The organism is Psychrobacter immobilis, assembly GCF_003148585.1.
In the GTDB taxonomy this organism is placed as follows: domain Bacteria; phylum Pseudomonadota; class Gammaproteobacteria; order Pseudomonadales; family Moraxellaceae; genus Psychrobacter; species Psychrobacter immobilis.
The window spans coordinates 236117-249043 of record NZ_QGGM01000002.1 but is presented as its reverse complement, the minus strand read 5'-3'; the positions used below and the strand labels follow the sequence as shown (position 1 = coordinate 249043).

General features: G+C 42.6%; 9 protein-coding genes. 1 reads left to right on the top strand and 8 read right to left on the bottom strand.

What is annotated here, in order from left to right; translation table 11 throughout:
• Positions 1–379 precede the first annotated feature (379 nt).
• The 5 genes from C8D84_RS02975 to C8D84_RS02955 all read right to left on the bottom strand — a co-directional run bounded on the left by C8D84_RS02975 (position 380) and on the right by C8D84_RS02955 (position 7802).
• Entirely contained in the window at positions 380–2092 is a 1713-nt protein-coding gene (locus C8D84_RS02975) for a putative bifunctional diguanylate cyclase/phosphodiesterase (protein WP_109589926.1), read from the bottom strand.
• A gap of 54 nt (positions 2093–2146) precedes the next feature.
• The gene (locus tag C8D84_RS02970) at positions 2147–3040 is read right to left on the bottom strand and encodes a 16S rRNA (uracil(1498)-N(3))-methyltransferase (protein WP_109589924.1); all 894 of its coding nucleotides are present in this window, start codon (positions 3038–3040) and stop codon (positions 2147–2149) included.
• A 178-nt stretch (positions 3041–3218) separates the two neighbouring features.
• On the bottom strand, positions 3219–4064 hold the full coding sequence (locus C8D84_RS02965) for a methylenetetrahydrofolate reductase (RefSeq protein ID WP_109589922.1): 846 nt from the start codon (positions 4062–4064) through the stop codon (positions 3219–3221).
• Positions 4065–4077: 13 nt separating this feature from the next.
• A complete protein-coding gene (ahcY, locus tag C8D84_RS02960; RefSeq protein ID WP_109589921.1) occupies positions 4078–5502 on the bottom strand; it encodes an adenosylhomocysteinase in 1425 nt (474 codons plus the stop codon).
• Positions 5503–5855: 353 nt separating this feature from the next.
• Positions 5856–7802 (bottom strand): TonB-dependent receptor domain-containing protein, encoded by a 1947-nt coding sequence (locus C8D84_RS02955; RefSeq protein WP_109589919.1) that lies wholly within the window; start codon positions 7800–7802, stop codon positions 5856–5858.
• A 447-nt stretch (positions 7803–8249) separates the two neighbouring features.
• Between C8D84_RS02955 and C8D84_RS02945 the strand changes: the two genes are divergently transcribed.
• On the top strand, positions 8250–10223 hold the full coding sequence (locus tag C8D84_RS02945; protein WP_109589915.1) for a mechanosensitive ion channel family protein: 1974 nt from the start codon (positions 8250–8252) through the stop codon (positions 10221–10223).
• A 159-nt stretch (positions 10224–10382) separates the two neighbouring features.
• Here the strand turns inward: C8D84_RS02945 and C8D84_RS02940 are convergent, their stop codons facing one another.
• The 3 genes from C8D84_RS02940 to trpC all read right to left on the bottom strand — a co-directional run bounded on the left by C8D84_RS02940 (position 10383) and on the right by trpC (position 12859).
• On the bottom strand, positions 10383–11015 hold the full coding sequence (locus tag C8D84_RS02940) for a DNA-3-methyladenine glycosylase family protein (protein WP_109589913.1): 633 nt from the start codon (positions 11013–11015) through the stop codon (positions 10383–10385).
• Positions 11016–11172: 157 nt separating this feature from the next.
• A complete protein-coding gene (locus tag C8D84_RS02935; protein WP_055124887.1) occupies positions 11173–11904 on the bottom strand; it encodes a Smr/MutS family protein in 732 nt (243 codons plus the stop codon).
• Positions 11905–11980: 76 nt separating this feature from the next.
• The gene (gene trpC, locus C8D84_RS02930) at positions 11981–12859 is read right to left on the bottom strand and encodes an indole-3-glycerol phosphate synthase TrpC (protein ID WP_109589911.1); all 879 of its coding nucleotides are present in this window, start codon (positions 12857–12859) and stop codon (positions 11981–11983) included.
• Positions 12860–12927 lie beyond the last annotated feature (68 nt).

The window sequence follows — 12927 nt, the reverse complement described above, 5'->3', positions numbered from 1 at the left end:
TTTGAGAATATAACCAATTATCATCAAGGGTAGGCACATGACTGCACTGTTATTTAGTGCACAAGTCCAGCCCATATTAATCTAACGAGCCCAAATAAATGCTAGGCAATAATGTAGATTGACGATGTTGTCGGCTATATAAAGTAGTATTGAAAAGAATGGCGATGGTCAGAGTAAGCTTGAAACTTAATAAGCTCTAACAAATTCACTATAAAAGATAGGCTTTCAGAGGGGATTATACAAGTTTGGTGACAGCACTGATAAGTCATGAACCTATCTTGCATCGGTTATACAATCGACGTTAGGCGTTAAGAGGAAATGCGAATAACCATATGAAAATACTAATGATACTGGATAAATAAACATCCGTTAAATGGGTTTATTTGGCAGCGTACTGCTGAATCAACATCTCAGTCGCAGCCTCTGCTGGCACTGGTTTGCCAAACCAATAGCCTTGACCCTGTTGACAGCCCATTTTTAGCAACACATCGCGCTGTTGTTCGGTTTCGATACCTTCGGCGACTACCTGCATATCAAGTGCCATTGCCAAGTCTAAAATAGCTTTTACAATGGCATGTTGGGTACGATCAGTGTCGATGTTGGATATAAAACTTTTGTCAATTTTAATGAAATCAAACGGATATTCTTGTAAGTAACTCAAAGAGGCATAACCGGTGCCAAAGTCATCCAACGCCAGACAAATTCCCAGTTCCTTGAGCAAATTAAGCTGTTTTTTGACATTTGCATGACGCTGAATTAACGATGATTCAGTGACTTCAATATGTAGCTGATGCGCAGAAATACGGTGTTGTACCAGTAAATTGCTCACCATCTCAGAAAACTCAGGGTGGCTAAATTCGGCGGCATCTGCATTGATACAGATATGTTGACAAAATCCTTGCTGTTGCCAAGTCGATAACTGCTTAGCAATTTGAACCGCCATGTGCGAGAACAGCTCAAACGACAGTTTATGAGTGATAATGGCATTGATAAAATGTATCGGCTTTAGCAGTCCGCGAGTCGGGTGTTGCCAACGTACTAGCGCTTCAAAACCAATAATGATGCCCGTAGCCAGCTCAAACTTTGGTTGATAATAAGGAACAAACTGATTTTCAGTGGTGGCGGCTCTAAGTTCTGCCTCTAACTGCAAGCTACCCGCAGTGGCTTCGTCAATGGCCGTATCATACCAGCAAATGTCATCACCGCCTTGCTGCTTGACATAATGCAGGGCTTTTTCAGCCTTGGTCAATAATCCTGTCACTTCGTCGTCGTTAGTGGGAAAGTAACTGACCCCGACGGAAATATGACAATAAATCTTGGCATCTGTCGCAGTGTTTTCATCTAAGGAGAAGGGGCGTTCACACATTTGCATCAAGCTATCTAGCTGATGACGTACCATATTAGCGTCATTGGATTCGAATAATAACGCAAAATCATCGCCGCCAAAATGGGAAAAACACTGTAAATTATCGAGCTTGAGGTTCTTCAGGCGTGTGACAAAGTTCTTTACCAAGGTGTTGATGCCGTCAGGGCCAAGCAAGCTTGCTAGATTGCGATAACGGTCAATATTAAAGCGCACAATCACGACTTCCTGATAGCTGTCCAACAATAGGTCGCTGGTCTGACTCAAGAAAACCTTACGGTTTGGTAATCCAGTCAATTGATCATAATTGAGCAAATGCGCCACTTGCTTTTGATCCTTGATGACCGAGGACATATCACGCACCATACCGATATAGTAAGTCTTATGATTGACACAGATTTTGCGATAAGTCATGTGACAGTCAAGTATTTGTCCATAACGGTTCAGCATCGAAAAGTCGTTTTCATAAAAACCATTGCAGTCTAGATGGTCAGTGATATCTGCTAAAACGGCCCTTTCCTCATCTGATAAAAATTCTGCCGCATAAACACCAAGTGGTCTGCCAAGCAAAAATGACACACTGTAGCCAATGATAATCTCATAACTGGCATTGACCGATAGATAGCGTAAATGGGCATCCAAGATGAATATGGCATCATCAAGCTGCTCACATAACTCGGCCAGCAGTTGCTGCTTGTCTGCGATTGAAATAGGGGCGAAAGCAGTCATAGTTGGACTCATCATATCGAAATAGAGCAGCAGTTAGGATTACGCATAGGGTATTTACCCATAATAGCTCAAAGCATGCAGAGTCGCCAACGCCACCACGGGTGCAGTCTCGGTGCGTAAGATTCTTGAGCCAATTTGCCAAGGTTCAAAACCAGCTTTGGCTGCTTGCTGGCATTCATCAACACTCAGACCACCTTCAGGGCCTATTAGTAGCTCAATATAAGGAGATTGTTGCGTTAAGACTGTTGGTAGCGACCTAGGCATTGCTGGTTGTCCTGCAGCTGGTACGCTCAGTTGCAGACGCAAATCTGCTAGTTGTTGTAATATTTGATAATAAGGGTCTTTGCTAAGGGTTGTGACAATAGTACTGGTAATAGGAGGGCGAACGTCCATTTGCGAATCGGCAGAGTGAGTTACTGACTTTTGTAGCCAGTCGTTTATGGACACAGGTGCAATAATAAGCGGTGGACGGTTAAGACCGCATTGTTCACACGCAGCAATGGCAACTTGCTGCCAATGTGCCAGTTTTTTTTCTACTTGGGCAGGCTTTAGATTGACCTCGCCATGATGGCTACTTAGCAATTGAATAGCAGTGACACCAAGCTCGGTGGATTTTTGAATCGCATAGTCCATGCGTTCACCGCGGCTCATCACTAAACCGATTTTAGTGAAGACAGCGGCACTTCGGTCAGTATCTACATGTGCTAATAATGTCACAGTGGCGTGTTTTTTACTGATGACCTGTAGCTGCACTTGATACTCGCCGCCAAAGCCATCAAATAATATGCCTTGATCGCCAATATTGGCACGCAATACACGGCACCAATGATGGACGATACTCTCTGTTAATTCGGCACTATCTCCAATAGCCAAGGTGCTAAGTTGAGGATGGAGTGAGCTTCTTTCATCACTGATGTCATTGCTGGTGTCATAAAAAAAACGTCGCACAGTTGCTTAGTCCTATTGTTTGAATAATATTTTCAAATATCTTAGCAGAATATCGTTTGAGAGGGTAAAGGGATTATCTTTAGTAGAATTTGCATTAGTGCAATTCTTATACCAAAAAGACTGGCGCTCCTATGAGCGCCAGTCTTTAAAAAATACATTTAATAAATATGATGAGCAATTAAGCTAAGCCGAGTGCTTCAATCAAGCGCTTGTTTGGCTCAACCTTATTCATGCTATAAAAATGCATGGCAGGTACGCCCTCAGCAATTAAGCGCTCGCATAAACGATAGACGACATCAAAACCAAATTCACGAATGGCTTTGCGGTCATCGCCAAAGTCAGACAACTGCTTACGTACATAACGCGGAATATCAGCGCCACAGCTATCGGCAAAGCGTACCAAATTACTTGAGTTAGTAATTGGCATGATACCAGCGATTAAAGGCTGAGCAACCGTATCGATACCACGCTTCTCTAAGGTATCACGCAAATATAAGTAACTATCAGCGTTATAGAAAAACTGGGTGATTGAAGCATTGGCACCCGCTTGGTATTTATTGACCAAGTTGTCAACATCAAACGCAAAGCTACGCGCTTGTGGATGCATTTCAGGATACGCTGCGACCTCGATATGGAAATGATCGCCTGAATGTTCACGGATAAACTTAACCAAGTCTAACGCAAACGGCAGCTCGCCCATACCGACTTGACCTGACGGTAAATCACCACGCAGGGCGACTAAGCGCTTGATGCCCAAACCTTTATACAGATCGAGCAATTCAGCGATTTCCGCCTTATCATCACCGATACAAGATATATGCGGCGCAATGTCAGTATCGCCGCGTGCGCATAGTGCTTGGACGATATCTAAAGTGCGATTTCGGGTTGAACCCCCAGCACCGTAAGTCACCGAAAAATACGCAGGTGATAGCTTATTCAACTCATCATAAGTACTGAGTAGTTTTTCATGACCTAGCTCGGTTTTGGCAGGGAAAAACTCAAAGGAGAAAGCAGGCTTAGTCACAGTCTGGCTCCTTTTAGTATTTGTAAGCGTCAGGCTTAAATGGACCTTCGACAGGCACACCCAAATACTCTGCTTGTTTTTCAGTTAGCTTCGTTAGAGTACCGTTAAAACCAGCAACCATCGCCGCAGCGACTTCTTCATCGAGCTTCTTAGGCAGTACTTTGACGTATAAATTGTCAGTACGTGCGTCTGCTGGCAAGTCTGCGAATTTCTCGTCAAACAAATACATTTGTGCCAATACTTGGTTAGCAAATGATCCGTCCATCACGCGTGATGGGTGACCAGTCGCATTACCCAAGTTTACCAAACGACCTTCAGCAAGCAAAATTAAGTAATCATTTTCATCATCTGAGCGGAAGATTTGATGGACTTGTGGCTTAATCTCAACCCAGCGCCAGTTATCACGCATAAACTGAGTGTCGATTTCGGTATCAAAGTGACCGATGTTACATACAACAGCACCTGGTTTCAGGGCTGCTAGCATGTGACGATCACAAACATGGTAGTTACCAGTGGTGGTAACAATCATGTCAGTGTCTTCAAGCAGACGGGTGTTGATGTTTTCTGCGCCACCAGTGTTATCACCATTGATGTAAGGTGACAATACTTCAAAACCGTCCATACATGCCTGCATGGCACAGATAGGATCGACTTCTGAGACACGGACAATCATGCCTTCTTGACGTAAGCTTTGCGTAGAGCCTTTACCCACATCGCCATAGCCGATAACTAAGGCGCGACGACCAGCAAGGAACATGTCAGTAGCGCGTTTAATCGCATCGTTTAAGCTATGACGGCAGCCGTATTTGTTGTCGTTTTTAGATTTGGTAACTGCATCGTTGACGTTGATAGCAGGTACTTTTAATGTGCCTTTATTTAGCATTTCAACTAAGCGATGGACGCCAGTGGTAGTCTCTTCTGAAATACCATGGATGTTATCAAGAAGCTCGGCATAATCATTATGAATCAATGCGGTCAAATCACCGCCGTCATCTAAGATTAAATTAGCATCCCAAAGCTGACCTGACTCTTCGCCGCCAACGTGGATTTGCTGACGTAAGCACCATTCGTACTCTTCTTCTGTTTCGCCTTTCCAAGCATAAACAGAGATGCCAGCAGCAGCAATCGCAGCAGCAGCATGGTCTTGAGTTGAGAAGATGTTACATGAGGTCCAACGTACTTCAGCACCTAGCGCGACGAGTGTCTCGATAAGAACGGCAGTCTGGATGGTCATGTGGATACAGCCAGCGATTTTTGCGCCTTTAAGCGGCTGATCGGCTTCGTAGCGACGACGCAAACCCATTAGGGCAGGCATTTCAGCTTCGGCAAGGGTGATTTCACGGCGACCGTAGTCAGCAAGGCTGATGTCGGCGACTTTATAGTCAGTAAAAGAGGGATCGATCGTATGGGCAGATGGGGTGTTAGACACTGCGTCCATAATATGCTCCTATCAGTGGTTAAGGTATGATAAAAAGAATAAAAACGCAGGTGTCGTTATTTGCGCTGTCAATAATCAATGAGATGATTGTTTAACAGTTACCGAGCCTAACATGATGACTGATTAGCAGGGCTTTAAAGCCTAAATGCACTATCAGATATTATGGCGCAACACCTCTCGGAGGTCGTTATTGTAATTGATGAGTCATGAATTGTCACCTGTTGGATAACATAAATAGCTGAGGGTATAGGCACGTAAGAAGGCGAGCGGTAATATGTAGCAATAAAAAAGACCATCGATTGATGACCTTTTTTATTCTCAGTTCAGGCAGTTTAAATAGTGCTAAGAGACATTTAGAACCAGTTATAGGTCAGGGATGTGAAGAAATTGGTGCCGTCTTGATTGTAACGCGAAGCATATTGACCAAAACTCTCATTAGTTGAGTAATCTACGTTAGTCAAATTGTTAATACGACTTGTCCATGTCAGATTTGGACTCAAGTAATAATTACCACTGATATTGAATAACGTATAGTCCTCTATAAAAGTGCTATTATCTGCAACATTATAGGTTTTACCCACATATTCTGCTTCAGTACGAATATCGAACTCTGCAGCTTGGTAACCTATATATACCAAGCCAGTATTTTCAGGGCGATACACTAATTGTTTGCCTTTGTTAGCTCCTGAGTCCTCTTCAGCATTGGTGCGAGTGTATTGACCACCAAATAAAATATTACTGAGCTGCCAGTCTGAGGTAAAGCTATAACCTGACAAGCTTGCTTCATCAATGTTCAGTGCTTGATATTTGTCAATACTATCATCGTATCTGTTATCAATAAGATTGTCGACATCACTATTAAAACCAGTCAAACGAGTAGTTTGTATCGTATTGGTAGATTCAATAAACACTTCTAGGTTTTTACTCTTCTCGACTTTTAAATCTTCATTTGGAACATAGTAAGCACTCTCGATGTATAAGTCATTGAGAGTAGGCGCTCTATAACCAGTAGCGAAGCTAGTACCTAGGCGTAGGCTAGGCGCTAGCTTTACAGCATAACCAAGACCAAATGTAGTTTCGTGACCAAATTGTGAGTTATCGTCGAAACGAACATTGGCTTGAAAATCGTAAGCATCCTCATTTACTTGATAACCAGCAAAGCCACTCTTAATATCACGGTCATTTATTTTATAGCTGTCTTTACCGCCGGCACTAGGAGTGTTATCTGTAAGGTCTACTTCCTGCTGCAACCATTCGGCACCTGCTTGAAATTGTCCTACAGGTAATTCATAAGTGCTTATCAAATTCGCCTGTTTCTGTTTGGTTTCAAAGGCATCGCCTACTTTGTTATCAATCTTATCCAAACTCTGACCCGCTGATAGTCGTACTGTCAGCTTATCGTTTTCGTATTGTGAAAATGCTGATACGGCACCATTCTCTTGATCAATCTCTGCATTGGGACCTGGTCCAAAACTAAAGTTATCAAACTCTGTCGTTGACTGAGAAAAAAGTCCAGTTGCGCCAACGCTTATATTTTGAGTAATAGGCATACTAGCATTTAAGGCAAAGTTATTGCTCTCAAAGCCATCGTCATCTTTATCATTGCCTGTTCGGTTGTCAAGCGCGCTGATACCTTTGGTTTGATTCCGACTAGCGGAAAGACTCAGTTTTGCGCCTTGAGCATTTGCAAACTGCGCTGTTGCACCATAAATATAGTGGTCATGTGAGCCAACACCTGCGGTCACAGAAAAGTTAGTTTGATCAACGTCACTGCCTTTAGTAAATATTTGAATGACGCCGCCCATAGCATCTGAACCATAAATGCTAGAGCCTGAAGCACCGTATAAAATTTCAATACGATCAATTTGATCGGTCGGTAATAAGGCTAAAGCGGGCTGACCTGTTGACATTGAGCCATAACGAACACCGTCTATTAGCACTAATACACGCTTACTATCATAGCCGCGAAGATAGAAATTACTGCTTTGACCCATACCACCATCTTGTTTAATGCTAAATCCTGGCTGCCGTCTAAGTACTTCTAAAACCGTCTGACCTTGAAAGCGTTTTAAATCTTCTTTATCTACAACCCGAGTTTGTGCAATCACATTGCTGGTTTTAGTAGGGGTACGGGTTGCTGTTACGATGATTTCATCAAGCTCAACTTGTGGTAGCTCGCTATCGCTAATAGTAGCAACGTCAGGTGTCACTGCCATTGCTGTGTTAACCGCAAGTAAACCTAGTGCGCTTAAGATACTCAAACGAAGGTAGGTACGTGAAGATGAACGTGATAAAGGCATAGTCAATTCCAAAATAATCATATTAAAAAATGCAGGGAAAAAGTAACCATACTGACGTTAATATGGCTAAAAATTACAAAAAACAGTGGACAAGCAAAACTGCGTTCATTATCTACAAAACAGACCGCTTTATAAACCACTTTAACCTAATGTTTATTCACGGTAAGCTGAGGAGTTTTCATGATAGATTGCGGTTTATTCATTTAATGATTGTCACTCTCATTCATAGGAGGTATTTACAAGGAGTGTCGTGAAAGGTAATAAAAAATTAGAAGTCATAAGCAAAGGCGAGAGCAGATAACTCACATAGAAGACCATAAAAACGTGTAATCAAAAGCACTGCTGTTATAAATAATTGCTATTATAGGGAAGCACTCATTTGTTCTTCGTTGTACCATTCATAATGCTAAGAGGTTTGTTTTGTCTATTAAGTATCGCCTGATTCCTATGATTACCAGTCCCGAGTTGTCTTCACCATACTCAATCATCAAAATGCCACTAATGGCAATTTTGTTTTTGCTTGTGATGCTGTTGAGTGCGTTGTTGCCCAATAATGCATTTGCTGCTGAAGCCAGCGCATTGGGGATGGGTAGCAGTACCAGTGAGGAGTCGGCGAGTACGCCGATACCAGATTCATTCGGACGCGATACACCGCGCCATACTGTACAGGGCTTTATCAGTGCGTTAGGTGAAAATGACTATCTGCTGGCGAGTAATTATTTAAACTTATCAAAGTCTGACAATCCAACCACAATCGTTCGTCAATTCAAGCAAGCGCTGGATGCAGGCGGGCGTTTTCAGCCTGATTTGCAGATTAATAATACGCCTGAAGGTAACCTAACTGATCAGCTACCGCCAAGCCAAGAAAACGTCGGTGCGATTAATGTGGGCGAAAAAAGCGTGCCACTGATACTTGAAAGAGTGGTGTCTAAGCAAGGAGAGCAGTACTGGCAGTTTTCTACGGATACGCTTAGCTCAGTACCAGAAGTCATAGAAAATACCGAACCGACGTTAGTGTCTCGCTATACTTTTGATTCATTAGAAGGCAAAAAGCTGTTTGGTTATCAAGTGGCGGATTTAGCCGCAGCGTTAATGATGACTGTCGGCAGCTTTGTGTTTACTTATATCATGGTATGGCTGCTGTACCATCTATTACGAATCGTCTATCCTCGTGTGCGCGGCGTACCATTGCCATTACCTGATAAGGTCGTATTGCCTCTGGCAGTGGTCATCATGGCGCTGATATTGTCAGAAGTGATGGTGTATGCAGGCGTGTCGGTGACGCTACGTGAACCGATCAATCGTTTTACTGAGATTGCATCTTGGCTTGCATTGACTTGGTTGCTGTTACGAGTCATCGATGCCATATTCACTCGTGCGGTAAATTTAAGTTATAAGAAAAATTATACTGAACGTGTCTCTATCTTGGGGCTGCTACGCAAAGTGGTCAAAGCGTTGCTGCTGATCTTTGCCGTGATTGTTATCTTCGGTAATTTGGGTTTTGATTTGACCACAGGTATTGCCGCCTTGGGTGTGGGTGGTTTGGCATTAGCACTGGGTGCGCAAAAAACCATCGAAAACCTTGTTGGTAGTGTCGTGGTCGTGGCGGATTCGCCCGTACGTATTGGTGATTATTGTAAGTTTGGCACTTATGAAGGCACAGTCATTGATATTGGTATTCGCTCATCACGTGTGCGCACCTTGACGCGCACGGTTGTGACTGTACCAAACGGTGATTTCTCATCAATGCAGATTGAAAACTTTACGTCCCGCGATATGTTTCGCTTCTTCCATCAGTTATATATTAAACGTACTGCTGATATTGATGTGGTCTTTAAGATGGTCAAGGACTTGGATGAGTTTATAGATGAGCATTATTTGACCAACCAAGAATGGAATCAGGTCAATATTTTAGAGCTACGTCAAGACTGCTATATCATTCAATTACAGGCGTATGTTAATGCTAATGGCGTGACTGAGTTCTATGACAAACAGAACGTTTTATTTGTTGATTTATTGAACCAAGTGGCAAAATATGATGTCGAGCATGCTTTGCCAACGCAGCAGCTTATTGTCAATCAAACTGAGCTTGAGCATCACATAGAAAACGAAATTGAAGATAAGAATAAGGAAGGTAACGTCGCGGAAACGACAAAAGATATGTCAAATGATGACCATGCTGATGATGATGCTAGCGACAATAAGGATAACAGCAACGATGATAAGCATGCCGTGGACTTGAGTAAAGGTAAAGATAAGGTCAAGACAGATGAAAAAGGCAGTCAGAAAAAGACTAAATCTGTAGAGAGTAAAAAAGACAATGCGTTGAAGGCATTGAGAAATAAAAGCCGTATGATAAAGAAAATCAAATTCAAGTACGCAAAAAGAAAATCTGGATTTTCTATATGGAATCAGCCATAAAATTATGGATTAAAAACGGTATAAGATAAGCACTTGAGGTAAGTATCAAGCGTTTATCTTATACCATTCACAAAAATTAGAGCAGCAAAGAAAACGAGTGCTAGACTAAGCTTAAGCTAAGCGAGTTTGACATAGTGAATCGTACTTTGGTGTTTGGCCTTATAAAGGGACAGCGGTTTGATTACGTAATAAGCCGTAGTATGACCATAGCAACAGACTGGCAGCGCTGCGATGTGGTGACCAATCTTGAGTTAGATTCTTTAACTGTTTCGGCGTTGGGCGTTCCGTTAAGCCTAATAACGCCATCGCCGCTACTTTAATCGCTAGATCATCGATCGCAAGTACGTCTGCACGTTTCAGAGAGAATAATAAATATATCTCAGCCGTCCAGCGACCAATACCAATAACGGCCGTCAGCACTTCTATTGCTTCTTCATCAGGCAAAATTTCTAACGCAGCAAAGTCTATATCATGATCGACTAATGAGCGAATGTAACGGGTTTTTTGTTTAGATAATCCTTGCGCTCTTAAGTCCTCATCTGTTGCTTTGATAATTGCCTGTGGATTCGTCAAGGCGGCATCAAGTAGTCTTTGCCAAATACTGGCTGATGCTGCCACAGACAGCTGTTGACCAACCATTGCTCGCATCAACTGCTCAAACCCACCGACATTATGCCGTAGACTGGGCATACCAAATTGTTCATAGATAGACAAAAATCTTGGCTCGATAACAATCAAAGCCATGATATGTTCATGTAGCTGTTGCGTGTTCTCAATGGTCTGTATGCTCATAAATGCTTATCCTTATTTATGCAAATATCGCTATCGCTAGATGTTAAATATAGGGGCTATAGTCGATAAAGATTAAATAATGATTTTATGAGCATAACAAAAAGGACTGCCAATAAGCAGTCCTTTTGATTCTTCATACTAACTCTAACACTAAAAACTATTCACCATCAGCTTTAGATTTTTTGAGCAGTACCAATACCGCACCATTACCACCATCTTTTGGCGGTGCAGAGCAAAATGCCAATACTTCTGGTAGTTGACGCAGCCAACCATTAACGCACGTTTTTAAAATGGCTTCACTGCCTTTACCATGAACGATTTTTACCATAGTCTCGTTTTTCTGTTTTGCTTGGCTTAGGAGTTGAGTCATTGCCACGCGCGCCTCTTCGATGGTACAACCATGAATATCTACGGCGTCATACCAACGTAGCTTGCCTTTTTTAAGCTGATCAAAGATTTTATTCTGCAAAGTCGGCTGTTTGTAAGATAAATAGGCCTCAGCAGCGACAGGGTTGAGTAGTGCTTGCATATCTGACAAGCCAGCTCCCAAATCACTCGCTTCACTACCTTGCGCAGCAGCACGTTTAGACAAGGTGGTCGCATCAGGCTTGCCCGCTTTGCTAGCATTGGCAGGTGAGCGTACGTTTTTGTCTTCAAGCTGATTGACGCCATGCATTGCTTGCATAAACAGAACTTTGTCATCGTCAATATGCTCGCTAGCCATTTGCTTGACGGTCTTGTTTACTTGCTTTTGCGTGGGCAATGATACAGGCTCAGTAGGCTTTTGGTTTTCATCTTCAGGCGAATTGGTATCGCGACCTTTGCTAAGTTGGCCTTTTAGCTCTTTGAGCTGGTCTTGCATTTCTTTTGAAAATAGAGAGTTTGACATAGAAGTTAACGTATCGTTGGTTGATGAATGAATGAATGATTGATTGATTTAAACTGTTCAATAGACTTAAGCCACTTTACCCGTCTGCTGCGACGCCCGCAAGTAAGGATTGTAACGCTTGTCCAGGATGGTCAGTCTTCATGAACTGTTCACCGATTAAAAAGTGCTGAATGTCATTATCTAACATCAAACGAATATCAGCGCTATTATGAATGCCACTTTCGGTGATGATAAGCGGTTTAAGCGTGCTATCCATATCAGCTGCCAGTGCGTCGATTAAAATATTTTTTAGATCAAGCGTGGTTTGCAAGTCGACATCGAAAGTATTCAAATCACGATTATTAATGCCGTAAATATTATGTGCTGAGCGCGGTAGCTGTAGCGCACGTTCAAGTTCGGCTTTAGTATGGACTTCTATCAATACATCCATACCCAATTCGATACTTAGCGCATGCAGCTCTTGTACTTGGATATCGTCAAGGCATGCCATAATGAGTAGAATACAGTCAGCTCCCATCAGATAAGATTGATAGATCTGGTACACATCTATCATAAAATCTTTACGCAGTATCGGTAGGCTTACCGCATTAGCTGCTTGAATAAGATAGCTATCATCACCTTGGAAATAATCGCGATCAGTCAATACAGACAGACAGCTGGCACCTGCTTGCTCGTATTGCTTGGCAAATAGGGCAGGCGCGAAGTTGTGATTGATAACGCCCTTAGAAGGAGAGGCTTTTTTAATCTCAGCGATGATACCAATACCATGCTCTTTAGTGCTAGCCGCCCGCAGCGCCGCCGCAAAGCCACGACGTGGTTTGTTATCCGCCGCGACTTGTGCTTGTAATTCCTCAAGAGATAATACCTTGCAAGCGGCGTTTACTTCTTCCACTTTAGTGGCGACAATGCGTTGCAATACGGAAGGAATATCTGTCTTGGTTTCTGTATGAGTCATGCGGGTATCCGAATATCGTTAAATGTAAATAGACAAAATAGCTAGAGTGCACAGTAATGGTGCTTAGC